Origin of the sequence: Limnohabitans sp. 103DPR2 (genome assembly GCF_001412575.1) — a bacterium.
Classification (GTDB): domain Bacteria; phylum Pseudomonadota; class Gammaproteobacteria; order Burkholderiales; family Burkholderiaceae_C; genus Limnohabitans_A.
This window is the reverse complement of the sequence record NZ_CP011834.1, coordinates 2,884,385-2,898,269: the sequence shown is the minus strand read 5'-3', so window position 1 is coordinate 2,898,269 and position 13,885 is coordinate 2,884,385. Positions and strand designations below refer to the sequence as shown.

16 protein-coding genes are annotated in these 13,885 nt (G+C 54.5%); 9 read left to right on the top strand and 7 right to left on the bottom strand.

Annotation, left to right across the window (positions count from 1 at the left end; translation table 11 throughout):
- The first annotated feature begins 329 nt into the window (after nt 1-329).
- Nucleotides 330-695, top strand: a complete 366-nt coding sequence (erpA, locus tag L103DPR2_RS13985) for an iron-sulfur cluster insertion protein ErpA (RefSeq protein WP_055361702.1) — start codon at nt 330-332, stop codon at nt 693-695.
- A 30-nt stretch (nt 696-725) separates the two neighbouring features.
- Here the strand turns inward: erpA and L103DPR2_RS13980 are convergent, their stop codons facing one another.
- Together L103DPR2_RS13980 and L103DPR2_RS13975 are read right to left on the bottom strand one after the other, a co-directional pair.
- Nucleotides 726-1,949: an anhydro-N-acetylmuramic acid kinase gene (locus L103DPR2_RS13980; protein WP_257719797.1), complete on the bottom strand. Its 1,224-nt coding sequence runs from the start codon at nt 1,947-1,949 to the stop codon at nt 726-728.
- 69 nt (nt 1,950-2,018) lie between these two features.
- Entirely contained in the window at nt 2,019-3,416 is a 1,398-nt protein-coding gene (locus tag L103DPR2_RS13975) for a M23 family metallopeptidase (protein ID WP_082466829.1), read from the bottom strand.
- Nucleotides 3,417-3,509: 93 nt separating this feature from the next.
- On the opposite strand from L103DPR2_RS13975, the gene tyrS reads away from it, so the two are divergent.
- The 6 genes from tyrS (at nt 3,510) to L103DPR2_RS13945 (ending at nt 8,336) form a co-directional block, all read left to right on the top strand.
- Nucleotides 3,510-4,745: a tyrosine--tRNA ligase gene (tyrS, locus tag L103DPR2_RS13970; protein ID WP_055361700.1), complete on the top strand. Its 1,236-nt coding sequence runs from the start codon at nt 3,510-3,512 to the stop codon at nt 4,743-4,745.
- 57 nt (nt 4,746-4,802) lie between these two features.
- Nucleotides 4,803-5,729, top strand: coding sequence for a cation diffusion facilitator family transporter (locus tag L103DPR2_RS13965; protein WP_055361699.1), 927 nt, complete (start codon nt 4,803-4,805; stop codon nt 5,727-5,729).
- Entirely contained in the window at nt 5,726-6,178 is a 453-nt protein-coding gene (gene dtd, locus L103DPR2_RS13960; RefSeq protein ID WP_055361698.1) for a D-aminoacyl-tRNA deacylase, read from the top strand. Before L103DPR2_RS13965 ends, dtd begins: the two co-directional genes overlap by 4 nt.
- A gap of 222 nt (nt 6,179-6,400) precedes the next feature.
- Nucleotides 6,401-7,813, top strand: a complete 1,413-nt coding sequence (dbpA, locus tag L103DPR2_RS13955) for an ATP-dependent RNA helicase DbpA (RefSeq protein ID WP_055361697.1) — start codon at nt 6,401-6,403, stop codon at nt 7,811-7,813.
- A gap of 75 nt (nt 7,814-7,888) precedes the next feature.
- Complete coding sequence (locus L103DPR2_RS13950; RefSeq protein WP_055361696.1) at nt 7,889-8,158, top strand: BrnT family toxin; 270 nt, start codon at nt 7,889-7,891, stop codon at nt 8,156-8,158.
- Nucleotides 8,142-8,336: a hypothetical protein gene (locus L103DPR2_RS13945; protein ID WP_055361695.1), complete on the top strand. Its 195-nt coding sequence runs from the start codon at nt 8,142-8,144 to the stop codon at nt 8,334-8,336. The genes L103DPR2_RS13950 and L103DPR2_RS13945 overlap by 17 nt, the downstream gene beginning before the upstream one ends.
- 16 nt (nt 8,337-8,352) lie before the next feature.
- Here L103DPR2_RS13945 and ybeY read toward each other — a convergent pair whose 3' ends face one another.
- The gene (gene ybeY, locus L103DPR2_RS13940) at nt 8,353-8,805 is read right to left on the bottom strand and encodes an rRNA maturation RNase YbeY (protein WP_055361694.1); all 453 of its coding nucleotides are present in this window, start codon (nt 8,803-8,805) and stop codon (nt 8,353-8,355) included.
- Between the two features lie 5 nt (nt 8,806-8,810).
- A complete protein-coding gene (locus tag L103DPR2_RS13935; RefSeq protein ID WP_055361693.1) occupies nt 8,811-9,767 on the bottom strand; it encodes a PhoH family protein in 957 nt (318 codons plus the stop codon).
- Nucleotides 9,768-9,866: 99 nt separating this feature from the next.
- On the opposite strand from L103DPR2_RS13935, the gene ruvA reads away from it, so the two are divergent.
- Nucleotides 9,867-10,439: a Holliday junction branch migration protein RuvA gene (gene ruvA, locus L103DPR2_RS13930; RefSeq protein WP_055361692.1), complete on the top strand. Its 573-nt coding sequence runs from the start codon at nt 9,867-9,869 to the stop codon at nt 10,437-10,439.
- 9 nt (nt 10,440-10,448) lie between these two features.
- Entirely contained in the window at nt 10,449-11,501 is a 1,053-nt protein-coding gene (gene ruvB / locus L103DPR2_RS13925) for a Holliday junction branch migration DNA helicase RuvB (RefSeq protein WP_055361691.1), read from the top strand.
- Nucleotides 11,502-11,544: 43 nt separating this feature from the next.
- Here ruvB and L103DPR2_RS13920 read toward each other — a convergent pair whose 3' ends face one another.
- From L103DPR2_RS13920 to ttcA, 3 genes are read right to left on the bottom strand one after another with little or no spacing between them, the layout of a single operon-like run.
- Entirely contained in the window at nt 11,545-12,183 is a 639-nt protein-coding gene (locus L103DPR2_RS13920; RefSeq protein ID WP_055361690.1) for a histidine phosphatase family protein, read from the bottom strand.
- A gap of 22 nt (nt 12,184-12,205) precedes the next feature.
- Nucleotides 12,206-12,868, bottom strand: a complete 663-nt coding sequence (locus L103DPR2_RS13915) for a hypothetical protein (protein ID WP_055361689.1) — start codon at nt 12,866-12,868, stop codon at nt 12,206-12,208.
- 43 nt (nt 12,869-12,911) lie between these two features.
- Nucleotides 12,912-13,883 carry a tRNA 2-thiocytidine(32) synthetase TtcA gene (ttcA, locus tag L103DPR2_RS13910; RefSeq protein WP_055361688.1) on the bottom strand — a complete coding sequence of 324 codons (972 nt, stop codon included), beginning with the start codon at nt 13,881-13,883 and terminating at the stop codon, nt 12,912-12,914.
- Nucleotides 13,884-13,885: the final 2 nt, after the last annotated feature.

Sequence of the window (13,885 nt, the reverse complement as noted above, 5' to 3'; positions counted from 1 at the left end):
AAGTGCTTTTTTTCTGGGCGGCGGTGGGGTACGGGTTGACGCTCATCTTCGCTTGACTCAGAACTTCGCTTACAACCCATACCCCACCACCACCCAGAAAAAAGGGTAGCGGCATGCGGGGAAGTTAACACCAAGTAAGCAGTACTGGAAGAGGTGGTGCTGGTGTTCGGACAAGCGAAGTTCTGAGTAAAGCGAAGATGAGCAAGTCCGAATACCAGCGCCGCCTCTTCCAGAACGGACCGGCGGAAACCCCTCCTAACAAGGCAGTTATTAGAAGTTAATTGTTGACCAATCCACTATACTACTCACCAAGTAGCCGGAGAAAAAACATGAGCGCCTTAGCCGAAACAATCCCCACAGAAATGCCCGAAGCCATTGTCTTCACAGACAGTGCAGCCGCCAAAGTGGCCGACCTCATTGCCGAAGAAGGCAACCCCGATTTGAAACTGCGCGTGTTTGTGCAGGGTGGCGGTTGCTCAGGCTTCCAGTATGGTTTTACGTTTGACGAAATCGTCAATGAAGATGACACCACCATGACCAAACATGGCGTGTCTTTGCTGATCGATGCCATGAGCTACCAGTATTTGTTGGGCGCAGAAATTGATTACAAAGAAGACCTGCAAGGCGCGCAGTTTGTGATCAAGAACCCCAATGCCACCACCACGTGTGGTTGCGGTTCTTCATTCTCGGTTTAATTCAGCGACAAAGCCAAATACACCGAAGGGTCATCTGGGATAGATGGCCCCCAAGACACGGGCGCCTCGAGCGCCCGTGACGCTTTCTAGACTTCCCGTTTCTCGTTTTATCGCTTTGGCAGCCAGCCAAGCAAAGGCGGCCGCTTCCACTTGCAAGGGCGGTAAGCCATGCAGTTCCGTAGAAGCCACCTGCACACCGGGTGCATGAAATTGCAAACGCGACATCAGGTGCGCATTGAGTGCGCCACCGCCACACACCCACAACTGCTGGGCTTCAGGCGCATGGCGCTTGAGGTCTTGCGCAATGGCCAAGGCCGTGAACTCGCACAGCGTGGCTTGCACATCAACGGCTTTGAAATCTGCACGCAAATGTTGCTGCAACCAAGTGGGGTTGAACAAATCGCGGCCTGTGCTTTTTGGGGGGGCCTGATGCAAAAACGCTTCAGTCAACAAGCTTTGCAGCAATGAAGGAATGACTTGACCTTGCGCTGCCCAAGCGCCGTTGGCATCGTAGTCAGTGCCTTGGTGCACATGCACCCAGTGGTCCATCAAGGCGTTGCCAGGGCCGCAGTCAAAGCCGGTGATGCTGTGCTGTGCGGTGTTGCGCAAGATGCTGATGTTGGAGATGCCGCCAATGTTGACCACAGCCACGCTGTGCTTGGGGTTGCCAAAAACCTCTGCATGAAAGGCTGGCACCAAAGGCGCACCTTGACCGCCGGCTGCCAAATCGCGTGTCCGAAATTCGGCCACCACATCAATGCCCGTCAGTTCGGCCAGCAAAGCGGGGTTGTTGAGTTGCAAGGTGTAGCCGACTGCGCCCTGACCGGTGCTGCGGTCGGCATCAAATTCAAGTGGACGATGTCGCACCGTTTGGCCATGGGCGCCAATGGCTGCAATGTCATGTGCTTGCAAACCACTTGCATTGAGCAGCGCATGCACCACCTGCGCATAGTTTCTTGCCAAGCGATTGCCAGCCAATGCGGCGCGATGCAACTCGTTGTTGCCCGGTGTATTCAGACTCAGCAACTCTGCCCGAAATTCAGCATCAAATGGCTGAAAGACATGCTGCAAAACTTTGAGGCTGGGCGTGTTGAACAACAACGCAGGAGACTGATCTTGACCCACGCTGCCATTTCCACTTTTGCCACTTTCTTGTTCCGGTTTGCTTTGCCATTGCAAGAGCACACCGTCCACGCCATCGAGCGACGTGCCCGACATGAGGCCAATGAAGTATTGAAAGCTGGGTTGAGTCACCGTTGTGGGCGATGGGGAAAGGGGAGAAGAGGGGGAGGAAGTCAACCCGGCCCCTGCCAACGCTGAGAATTATTGAACGTTGTTTTGGCGCATTTGCGCCGCAGCCATCAACTGTGCGCGCGCAAATTCGGCACGTTGGTTGAACTGGTTACGCTGAGCAGCCGAGATAGGTTCGGATGAACCTTGTTGTGCCAAGGTCAGTGGATCGACGTGACGACCATTGATGCGGAATTCAAAGTGCAGGTGAGGACCTGTGGACAGACCCGTGGTACCCACTGCGCCCACAATATCGCCTTGTTTGATGGTTTGACCGCGCTTGACGTTCATGCGGCTGAGGTGAGCGTAAACCGTGCTTTGACGAGCATTGTGTTGCACCACCACCATGTTGCCAAATGCGCCTTGGAAGCCACTTTCAACAACCACACCGTCGGCAACGGACATGACGGGTGTGCCAGTTGGCGCTGCGTAGTCAACCCCTAAGTGCGCGCGCTGGGTATGGAGAATGGGATGCTCGCGCATGCCAAATCCGCTGGTGCGGCGTGAGTAGGGAACAGGTGATGCCAAGAAAGCTCGGCGAAGGCTGTCGCCTTTGAGGGTGTAGTAAGCACCCTTTTGGCCAGGCTCTTGGAACCAAACAGCGTTGTAGGTTTTTTGATCGTTGGTAATTTCGGCGCTGAGCAAACGGCCGGCGCGCAGGGGTTCGCCTTCAGCTTCCAAGGTTTCGTAGACCACCGAGAACACAGCGCCTTTGCGCAATGCACGGTGGAAGTCAATTTGACCAGAGAAGACATCGGCCAATTGGCGTGTGACCGTTTCGGGCAAACGGGCTTCGTCGGAGGCTTCGTACAAAGAAGAATTGACTGTGCCGCCAGACATGCGAACGCTGGCTGTTAAAGGTGCCGTGTCGGTGCGAACGCTGAACTTGTTGTCTGCATCACGCGTGATGACCATGCGCTGGAATTGGCTGTCGTTGTCGTTTTTGAGCCAGCGTGTGGTGAGCGTCAACAGTTGCTGCTGCTCATTGGCCTCCACAGACACATTGCGGCCAGAGCGGTTGAGCAGGGCTTGACGAACTTCTGGCGTTTTGCGGATGTAGGCGGCGGCGGCTGCGTCAACCAATCCCAGGCGGCGCAACAAACTCTCGGCCGTGTCGCTACCGCGGGTGATGTCGTTGCGGTAGAGCTTGAGGGTTTGCTGCTCAAGCGCTTCAACTTGTGCATCTAAATTGGGTGTGCTGAGTGTTTCAACCAGGGTGCGAACGGGCAAATTGGCGGCATCTGGCCCCAAGTTGGCCACCGCAAACGCGCCGCCGCCGCCGCCGAGCAGAACTGCGGCAAGCACGGCTGTGACGTGTTTGGGATGACGCGCAACAAAGTCCCGCAGCGTGTCGCTGTGGGCTTTGGCCGATGCCAACAGCGCGAGGCTGAACGGCTTGGCAGTCGTCATCAATGTGTTGAAAAATTTCATTCAATAGGGAATAGCAAGGTCAGCCCTTAAAATAGGGCAAACAATTCCGCCAATTCTACCTTCAAACCTCCAAGGCGCATACTGGAAAACCCTATGAATTCACCTGTTTCGACCTCCTATCCCGTGACAGACGCTGTCAAAGAGGCCTTGGCGGTCACCTTGCGAGGCTGTGAAGAGCTCATTCCCCAAGAAGACTGGGTCAAAAAACTGGCCAAATCAGAGGCCACCGGCGTGCCCTTGCGCATCAAGTTGGGCCTGGACCCCACCGCGCCCGATATCCACGTGGGCCATACCGTGGTGCTGAACAAAATGCGCCAGTTGCAAAATTTGGGTCACCAGGTGATCTTTTTGATTGGCGACTTCACCAGCCTGATTGGCGACCCCTCTGGTCGCAACTCCACGCGTCCACCGTTGACGCCCGAGCAAATCAAGTTGAATGCAGAGACGTACTACCGCCAGGCCAGTTTGGTGCTGGACCCCACCAAAACCGAAATTCGGTACAACAGCGAGTGGAGTTTGCCGCTGGGTGCCATGGGCATGATTCAGTTGGCGGCCAAGTACACAGTGGCGCGCATGATGGAGCGCAACGATTTTCACGATCGGTTTAAAGCCGGTACCCCCATCAGCGTGCACGAGTTTTTGTACCCCCTTATGCAGGGCTACGACTCTGTGGCTTTGAAGTCTGACCTGGAATTGGGCGGCACCGATCAAAAGTTCAACTTGCTGATGGGTCGTCATTTGCAGACCGAGTACGGCCAAGAGCCTCAGTGCATTTTGACGATGCCTTTGCTCGAAGGCTTGGACGGCGTGGACAAAATGTCCAAGTCCAAGAACAACTACATCGGCATCAGCGAAGAGCCCAACACCATGTTTGCCAAGGTGCTGTCGATTTCGGATGTGCTCATGTGGCGCTGGTACACCTTACTGTCCTTCAAATCCATGGCCGAGATTGAAGCTTTGAAGAAGCAGGTGGCCGATGGCTTGAACCCCAAAGAAGCCAAGGTGGCCTTGGCCAAAGAAATTACCTCGCGCTTCCATGGTGCGGCAGCTGCCGATGCCGCCGAGCAAGACTTTATCAACCGCAGCAAGGGCGGTGTGCCCGATGAAATTCCTGAAGTGAGCCTAAGTGGCGCACCTTTGGGCATCGGTAATTTGCTCAAGATGGCAGGCTTGGCGCCTTCCGGCTCAGAAGCCAATCGCTTGATTGATGGTGGCGGTGTGCGCGTGGATTCTTCTGTGGTCAGCGACAAAGGCTTGAAGTTGGAGGCCGGCACGTATGTGGTTCAGGTGGGCAAGCGCAAATTTGCGCGCGTGCATTTGAGCGCTTGATGCTTGTTCTTGATCTAGGGCTTGGTTTTTGTCATCGATGTGCGTTAACCTGACACCATGATTTCAAAACTACCGCCTTGGTCACCCCGCACTTTGTTGTGGGCCTCTGTGGTGGTGGCCATCATCACCATCACGCTCAAAACTTGGGCTTGGTGGATCACCGACTCTGTGGGTTTGTTGTCCGATGCCATGGAGTCTTTGGTCAATTTGGCCAGTGCCATTTTTGGCTTGCTCATGGTCACTGTGGCTGCGCAACCGGCCGACGAAGAACATCCTTATGGTCACCACAAGGCGGAGTATTTTTCTTCGGGCTTCGAAGGCATTTTGATCATCGTGGCGGCCATGGGCATCATTTGGGCCGCCAGCCACCGTATTTTTGATCCACAGCCCATTGAGCAGGTGGGTTGGGGTTTGGCATTGTCGGTGGGCAGTTCGGCTTTGAATGGATTGTTGGCCTGGGTCATGTTTGGTGCCGCCAAGACGCACCGCTCTATTGCTCTGGAAGCTGATGCCAAGCATTTGGTGACCGACGTGTGGACTTCGGTGGGCGTGGTCATTGGCATTGCTTTGGTCAGCGTCACCGGTTGGTTGTGGCTCGATGCGCTGGTGGCCATTGGTGTGGCGTTGAACATTTTGAAAGAAGGCTTTCACCTCATTTGGCGTTCGTCACAAGGTTTGATGGATGAAGCAGTAGAGCCTGAAGTGATTGCGCAAATTCAAGAGACTTTGGCGGGCTTTGCGCATCAGCGCGATGATGTTTCGATCATTCGCTTTGACCACATCACCACGCGCAAAGCGGGGCAGCGCCGATTTGTCGACATGCACATGCACATGCCTGCATCCTGGACCTTGGGTCGTGCGGCAGCATTGCGAACCAGTGTGGAACAAGCCTTGATGAGCGCTGTGCCTGGCTTGCGTGCTTCAATTCAGTTGTTGCCCTCCGATGTAGAAGCACACTTTGATGCAGAAAGAGATTTGCTGTGATCGGTGTCGCGCAACGTGTGCTTGAGGCACGTGTGGTGGTGGATGGGCAGGTGATTGGCCAAATTCAAAAGGGTTTGTTGTTGCTGTTGTGCGCCGAGCAAGGTGACACCACTGTGAATGCAGACAAGATGCTCAGCAAACTTTTGAAGTTGCGCATTTTCAGCGATGAGGCGGGCAAGATGAATCGCTCTTTGCAGGATTTGGATGGCAATGGCTTGCAAGGCGGTTTGTTGGTGGTGAGCCAATTTACGCTGGCCGCCGATGTGAGCGGCGGCAATCGCCCCAGCTTTACGCGTGCTGCGTCACCGGCAGATGGTCAACGCTTGTACGACTACTTCGTTGCGCAAGCCCGAGAGGCACATCCCATTGTGCAAACCGGTCAGTTTGCGGCAGACATGAAAGTGCATTTGGTTAACGATGGTCCTGTGACCATTCCTCTTGAGATGTAATCGGGGCAAGTTTCTTCCTCTCCGGCGAGAGCAAAACAATTGGGGTCAGATCAACATTAATTCCCAATTCAAGGGGCAAAAGCCTGAGGGGGGCTGAACGATTTCTGGTACTCCAGTATGAGGAAGCCCCCCTCAGGCTTTTGCCCCTTGGATTGACAAAATTAATGTTGATCTGACCCCAATTGTTTTTCACCCCAACTCACTCACACGCATAATCGACGCATGAACGAAAACAAAAATGATTTTGCGAAGCTGAGTTTGTCGGCTTCGATGCTGGGCAATTTAGAGCAGTTGGGCTATTTGCAGATGACGGCCATTCAGGCGGCCAGTTTGCCTGAGACCTTGGCGGGCAAAGATTTGATTGCCCAGGCCAGCACCGGCAGCGGCAAGACGGCGGCGTTTGGCATTCCCTTGGTCGAAAAAATTCTGCCCGCAGACTTTGCAGTGCAGGCCATGATTTTGTGTCCAACCCGTGAGTTGGCCGATCAGGTGAGTCAAGAAATTCGCCGTTTGGCGCGCGCAGTGGGCAATGTCAAAGTAGTCACCTTGTGTGGCGGTGTGGCGCTGCGTGGCCAGGTGCTGAGCTTGGAACATGGCGCACACGTGGTGGTGGGCACACCGGGTCGCATCATGGACCATTTGGAGCGCGGCTCTTTGAAACTCAAAGGCCTCAAAACCTTGGTGCTAGATGAAGCCGACCGCATGCTCGACATGGGTTTCTTTGAAGACATCGCCACTGTGGCCAGACAGTGTCCGCAGAATCGTCAAACCTTGCTGTTCTCTGCCACCTATCCTGAAGGCATTGCCAAGTTGGCCACGCAGTTCATGAAAGAGCCGCAAACGGTGAAGGTGGAAACACAGCACAGCGCCAACAAGATCAAACAAATATTTGTGCAGGTGAAAGAGTCTGAACGCCTGCATGCCGTGTCGATGGTGTTGAACCATTTCCGTCCTACCTCCACGCTGGCCTTTTGCAATACCAAAGTGCAGTGCCGCGATTTGGTGGCGGTGTTGCAAGCGCAAGGTTTCAGTGCGCTGGCGCTGTATGGCGAATTAGAACAGCGTGAACGCGACCAAGTGTTGATTCAATTTGCCAACAGAAGTTGCTCCGTGTTGGTGGCCACCGACGTGGCAGCGCGCGGCCTAGACGTGGCACAACTCGAAGCGGTCATCAACGTTGATGTCACGCCCGACGCCGAAGTGCACATTCACCGCATAGGCCGCACAGGTCGCGCCGATGCAGAAGGCTTGGCTGTGAGTTTGGCCAGCATGGACGAGATGGGCTATGTGGGCAAGATTGAAGTGTTGCAAGGCCGTGAGTCGAGTTGGCAAGAACTGAGCACTTTCACGCCGACTGGTAAAGACATGCTGGTGCCCGCCATGGCCACCTTGCAAATTGTGGGCGGACGCAAAGAAAAAATTCGTGCGGGTGATGTGTTGGGCGCACTTACGGGCGAAGCGGGTTACACGCGCGAACAAGTGGGCAAGATCAATGTGAATGAATACTCTACCTACGTTGCGGTAGCACGTGACATTGCGCGAGAGGCTGTTTCGAAATTGTCGCGCGGCAAAGTGAAGGGCAAGTCAGTGAAAGTACGTTTGCTGGAGGATGCTTCTGGCATTGAAAGTGAATAAAGAAAATCACGGCTGAGTGTTCCACTGACACTCAATGCATGACCATGAATGAAGGGCTAGCAGCATCATGGCTGGATGCACTTTACATGCGACCCCAACAAAAGCCGTGCAAATTATTTCAAACATGGCATAGTGCTTGAATTCGCTCAATTTCTTGATTGGACGAAGGAAGTAGTTTGGCAGGATGTTCGCTACAACTACAACGAGGTCCGCATGAGCGGCTTGGTACCTTTGGAAGGCAAACTTTACGCAGTGGTGTATGTGTTGCGTGCTGAATCTACCCGAATCATCAGTTTGCGAACAGCAAACAAACGAGAGGTTAAGCGCTATGAAAAAAATCAGTAAAAATACCAAAGCCATGAAAATCATCATGCCAACGGATGAAGAAGACAGAGCCATCACATTGGCTGCGATGAGCGATCCAGACAATCAGCCTTGGACTGATGAAGATTTTGCAAAAATTAAAAAATTCTACAGATTTGGTGATGTGATGCCGAAAGCTTCCGATCTTCCATCGAAGTAAATCAGGCGCTTTAAAATCAATATGGGTTCTTAAACCCTAGCCTGTGCATGATCTTAATTTCATGCGCCTCCATGGCCTCTGCATCGGCCTCACTGGTCTCATGATCCCAGCCCTGCGCATGTAGTGCGCCATGCACTAGCAAATGCGCATAGTGCTCCTGCAACGTCTTGCCTTGCTCTCGAGCTTCCTTGGCAACTACCGGCGCACATAACACTAGGTCTGCCATCACCACAGGTGACTGCATGTAATCAAATGTCAGCACATTGGTGGCGTAATCTTTCTTTCGAAACTCACGGTTCAAGCGCTGACCTTCTTCGGCATCGACAATGCGCACCGTGATCTCGCCATCTGCAGCCAAGCTGTGTCGAATCCAACGTGCCACTTTGTGACGCGGCAAGGCGGCACGATGACGCGTAGCATAAGGGATGTCACCGAATTGCAAGGACAAGTTAAGCGTAGAAAGTGCCATAAGTTTTAAGCATCAATCGATCGACTACGCACCGTGGTTCTTTGCGCATCATAAGCATCCACAATGCGCGCCACCAAAGGATGACGCACCACATCCGCACTAGAAAAGCGCGTCATGGCGATGCCCTTCACGCGCCTTAAAACACGCTCGGCATCAATCAAGCCACTGAGCTGCCCTTTGGGTAAATCGATCTGACTCACATCACCCGTGACCACCGCCTTGGCACCAAAGCCAATGCGGGTGAGGAACATTTTCATTTGCTCTGGCGTGGTGTTTTGTGCTTCGTCCAAAATCACAAAGGCATTGTTCAAAGTGCGGCCGCGCATGAACGCCAAAGGTGCAATTTCAATGGCATTGCGCTCAAAGGCTTTTTGCACTTTGTCGTAACCCATGAGGTCGTACAGGGCGTCGTACAAAGGACGCAAATAGGGATCCACCTTTTGCGACAAATCGCCTGGTAAGAAGCCCAATCGTTCACCAGCTTCCACGGCAGGGCGGGTGAGCACAATGCGTTGCACACTGGCGCGCTCCAGGGCGTCGACAGCGCTGGCCACGGCCAAATAGGTTTTGCCTGTACCCGCTGGGCCAATGCCAAAGGTGATGTCGTGCGTGGCAATGTTGTCCATGTACAAAGCTTGCACAGGGGTTCGGGCTTTGAGGTCGGCGCGGCGGGTTTGCAGCGTGGGCACGTCGGGGTTGTTGGCCACCTCGGGGTCGCCGGCCATCATGAGCTGAAGCGAATCTTCCTTGATGGGCCGGTCGGCCATTTCATAGAGTGCCTGCAGCAACTCCAGCGCTTGGTTGGCTTTGGCTTTGGGGCCGTCGATCTTGAACTGCTCATGCCGATGGGCAATTTTGACCTGCAGCCCAGCTTCGATGGTGCGCAAATGCGCGTCCATGGGGCCGCAAAGATGGGTCATGCGGGTATTGTTGTGCGGCGTGAAATTGTGTCTGACAATCAAGCTGATAATCCTCAGTGGAAAATAGACATCCAAGCCAGGGGCATCGATGTCTGACCCCCTAATGATAGGCACTTATCTGATGAAGAAGAACGGCACGCCATGATTGGTCAGTTAACAGGCACTTTGATCGACAAAAACCCACCCGAAGTGATGGTGGATTGCCATGGTGTGGGCTACGAGGTGAGCGTGCCTATGAGCACCTTCTACAACCTGCCAGCCTTGGGCGAAAAAGTGAAGTTGCTCACGCATTTTGTGGTTCGCGAGGACGCACAACTCTTGTACGGCTTTGCCACAGCTGAAGAACGCGCAGCCTTCAGGCAGTTAATCAAAATTTCAGGCGTCGGCCCCCGCACCGCATTGAGTGTGTTGTCGGGCATGGGCGTGGCCGATTTGGCGCAAGCCATTACCCAACAAGAAGCGGGGCGTTTGGTCAAAGTGCCCGGCATTGGCAAGAAAACCGCTGAGCGTTTGTTGCTAGAACTCAAAGGCAAATTGGGCGCCGACTTGCTCACCACAGGCAGCGCATCACACGACCACGCCAGCGATATTTTGCAAGCCCTGGTGGCTTTGGGCTACAGTGACAAGGAAGCTGCTTTGGCCTTGAAATCTTTGCCCGCTGATGTGGGTGTGAGCGATGGCATCAAAATGGCACTCAAGGCCTTGGCCAAATAAACGGACACCATGAGCATTCAAACCGACGACTTTGGAACACCGCCGCCGCCCGCGCGCATGGTGGACGCCACACCCGAAACGCCTCAAGAAGAAGCCATTGAGCGCGCCTTGCGCCCCAAGTTGCTGGACGACTATGTGGGCCAAGCCAAGGTGCGCGAGCAACTGGAGATTTTCATTGGCGCCGCCAAAATGCGCGGCGAGCCGCTAGACCACGTGCTCTTGTTTGGCCCGCCCGGTTTGGGCAAGACCACCTTGAGCCACATCATTGCCGCCGAGCTGGGTGTGAACCTGCGTCAAACCAGTGGCCCCGTGCTTGAAAAACCCAAAGACCTGGCGGCATTGCTCACCAATTTAGAAAAGAACGATGTGCTCTTCATTGACGAGATCCATCGTTTGTCGCCCGTGGTGGAAGAAATTTTGTACCCCGCCTTAGAGGACTATCAAATCGACATCATGATTGGCGAAGGCCCCGCAGCACGCAGCATCAAGCTCGATTTGCAACCCTTCACCTTGGTGGGTGCCACCACCCGCGCAGGCATGCTGACCAACCCTTTGCGCGATCGCTTTGGCATCGTGTCGCGCCTGGAGTTTTACACCCCTGAAGAGTTGGCGCGCATTGTGACGCGCAGTGCCAGCCTGCTCAAAGCACCCATGGATGCAGCCGGTGGTCAAGAAATTGCCAAGCGTTCCCGCGGTACGCCGCGCATCGCCAATCGCTTGCTGCGAAGAGTTCGCGATTACGCCGATGTCAAAGGCGTGGGCCACATCACACACGACATTGCCAAACGTGCTTTGTCCATGCTGGATGTCGACCCTGAAGGTTTCGATTTGATGGACCGCAAATTATTGGAAGCTGTGATTCACCGTTTCGATGGTGGCCCTGTGGGCTTGGACAACATTGCCGCCAGCATTGGCGAAGAACGCGACACCATTGAGGATGTGATTGAGCCCTACTTGATTCAGCAGGGCTTCTTGCAGCGCACGCCGCGTGGCCGCATGGCCACCTTGGCGGCCTATCGCCATTTGGGTGTGACACCGCCCAAAAGCTTCACGCAAGACTGAAACAAGCGGCCAAGCAAAAGCCGCAAGCTCGGTGTCAGCCGCTTCAGAATTCGTCGCGCGTGGTTTCGTCTAAATGCGACGTGTCGGCCCAACCGACCAAGGTGACACTTTGCGGTGTCCACAGCAAGCGGTTGATGGCGGTGTTGGTGAGCGTCCATGAGCGCGGCGCTTGCAAATCCAGGCCAGTGGCAATGCGGTACAACAAATCCATCACGCCGCCATGTGCAAACAAAGCAATGTGTTGCCCCACGTGTTGGGCCGCTAAATCGTCCAAGGTTTGACGCACGCGCTGTTCCATCACGACCAAAGATTCACCACCTTGAGGCGGTGCCCACAGTGGATCGCGTTTGCGCCATCGCATGGAATCTTCTGGCAGGTCGCGTTCAATTTCGGCAAAGGTTTTGCCTTCAAAGGCGCCAAAGCCGCGCTCGCGCAAACCGGGATGGCTGATGGCCTCTAAGCCTTGCTGCACAGCCACAGCAGTGGCGGTTTGATGGGCGCGTTTTAAATCGCTGGTGTACACCGCATGCAAGGGATCTTGCGCGGCCAAGGCTTTGGCCAATTGGGCAGCTTGCCACTCGCCTTTGGCGTTGAGGGGAATGTCGAGTTGGCCTTGGATGCGGGTGTCGACATTCCAAGCAGTTTCACCATGACGGATGGCCAGAATTCGGGTAGCTTGCATGCGCAAAAATCAGATTCAAATGTCAGCGTGAAATGGTGGTATCAACGCGTCGGTTTCGGACTTGGGGATTGGGAAATCCTTGCAAGGCGGCGGCCATCATGACGGGCAAAATATTGGCGTGATCGGCCCAAGGGCCTTCATGCGTGGCTTTGGTTTGGTACACCACGTTGCTGGTGTTCAAATCGCGAATGATGATGCTGACTTCTTGGGCGTAACCAGAAGGCGGTGGAAAACCAGCGCGGCCAAAGGGTGGCAAACCTGTGCTCATGCCAACGCCCACACCAACGCCGTGTGCGCGGTAGCCAGATCCCACGCTGATTTGCAGGTGGTTGGCCCAAGGACTGCGAACAGGTCGGCCCCAAGGGTCTGCAATGAACTCAGCGGTGCGCACGCCCACCCAAATGCTGTACTGGGCTTCGAGGTCGTTGCGTGTCCAGCCCAGTGGCGCCAAGGCAGACTCCAGCTGAACTTCGGCCCAACCCGCTTGCGGGTTGTTGACATCGGCAGGCAAGCGATCCCAGCGGTAAAACGCTTTGGCTGGTGCAGGCGCTGTCCATTGCGGCGTGGACTGAACTTGGCTTTCAATGATGCGAACGTTGGTGCATGCAGTCAGCAGCAACATGCTGGCCGTAACGGCCAGCAAGAAGATGCGCTTCATGCTTTGAGACATGGCAGGCTGTTTCATGATTGCCTCCTGAAGAAATACGTGTTGGGCAAAGTCACTCGGTTCAAAGTTGCACCACTTGCACACCCTGCAAGCTGGCCATGACATTGGGCGCTTCAAAGCTTTCTTCGTCAAATGCTTTGTCGCCATCGGGATTGGGCTTGCCGGTGATTTGCAAATTTTTAAAGTCGTGCAACTGGGCGTCCATCAAGTGGGAGGGCACCACGTTTTGCAAAGCGGCAAACATGTTTTCAATGCGTCCTGGGTATTTTTTCTGCCAGTCGCGAATCATGTTGCCAATTTGTTTGCGCTGCAAGTTTTCTTGGCTGCCGCAAAGCGTGCAAGGAATGATGGGGAACTGACGGTGTTCGGCCCAGCGTGTCAGGTCGGCTTCGGCCACATGGGCCAGCGGGCGAATGACCATGAACTCACCGTTGTCGCTCAGCAATTTGGGCGGCATGCCCTTGAGCTTGCCACCAAAAAACATGTTGAGGAAAAAGGTTTGCAGCATGTCATCGCGGTGATGGCCCAAGGCCAATTTGTTGCACTTGAGTTGACCGGCCACCTTGTACAAAATACCGCGGCGCAATCGACTGCACAAACTGCACATGGTCTTACCTTCGGGAATTTTGTCCTTCACGATGGAATAGGTGTCTTGCGTTTCAATGTGAAACGGAATGCCCAAACTGCCCAGGTAAGCGGGCAAAATTTCGGCAGGAAAGCCAGGCTGCTTTTGATCCAGGTTAACAGCGATCAGCTCGAAGTTGACAGGCGCACGCTGCTTCATCTTCATCAAGATGTCGAGCATGCCGTAGCTGTCTTTGCCGCCCGACATGCAGACCATGATGCGGTCGCCTTCTTCAATCATGTTGAACTCGCTGATGGCCTGACCCACCTGACGGCACAAGCGCTTTTCGAGCTTGTGCGTTTCGCGTTCAATCTTGATGGCCTTGGCTTTTTGCTCGGCTTGTTCGGCCAGCGCATCGGCATCGTCGGCCACGGCTTCTAGCCAGCTGTTTTGGGTGGGTGCATTCATGG

What these genes read in the sequence shown, in the direction of transcription:
- erpA (WP_055361702.1), top strand. Translation starts at nt 330, where the DNA reads ATGAGCGCCTTAGCCGAAACAATCCCCACAGAAATGCCCGAAGCCATT.
- L103DPR2_RS13975 (WP_082466829.1), bottom strand. Translation starts at nt 3,416, where the DNA reads ATGAAATTTTTCAACACATTGATGACGACTGCCAAGCCGTTCAGCCTC.
- tyrS (WP_055361700.1), top strand. Translation starts at nt 3,510, where the DNA reads ATGAATTCACCTGTTTCGACCTCCTATCCCGTGACAGACGCTGTCAAA.
- L103DPR2_RS13965 (WP_055361699.1), top strand. Translation starts at nt 4,803, where the DNA reads ATGATTTCAAAACTACCGCCTTGGTCACCCCGCACTTTGTTGTGGGCC.
- dbpA (WP_055361697.1), top strand. Translation starts at nt 6,401, where the DNA reads ATGAACGAAAACAAAAATGATTTTGCGAAGCTGAGTTTGTCGGCTTCG.
- L103DPR2_RS13950 (WP_055361696.1), top strand. Translation starts at nt 7,889, where the DNA reads ATGCACTTTACATGCGACCCCAACAAAAGCCGTGCAAATTATTTCAAA.
- L103DPR2_RS13945 (WP_055361695.1), top strand. Translation starts at nt 8,142, where the DNA reads ATGAAAAAAATCAGTAAAAATACCAAAGCCATGAAAATCATCATGCCA.
- ybeY (WP_055361694.1), bottom strand. Translation starts at nt 8,805, where the DNA reads ATGGCACTTTCTACGCTTAACTTGTCCTTGCAATTCGGTGACATCCCT.
- ruvA (WP_055361692.1), top strand. Translation starts at nt 9,867, where the DNA reads ATGATTGGTCAGTTAACAGGCACTTTGATCGACAAAAACCCACCCGAA.
- ruvB (WP_055361691.1), top strand. Translation starts at nt 10,449, where the DNA reads ATGAGCATTCAAACCGACGACTTTGGAACACCGCCGCCGCCCGCGCGC.
- L103DPR2_RS13920 (WP_055361690.1), bottom strand. Translation starts at nt 12,183, where the DNA reads ATGCAAGCTACCCGAATTCTGGCCATCCGTCATGGTGAAACTGCTTGG.
- L103DPR2_RS13915 (WP_055361689.1), bottom strand. Translation starts at nt 12,868, where the DNA reads ATGAAACAGCCTGCCATGTCTCAAAGCATGAAGCGCATCTTCTTGCTG.
- ttcA (WP_055361688.1), bottom strand. Translation starts at nt 13,883, where the DNA reads ATGAATGCACCCACCCAAAACAGCTGGCTAGAAGCCGTGGCCGACGAT.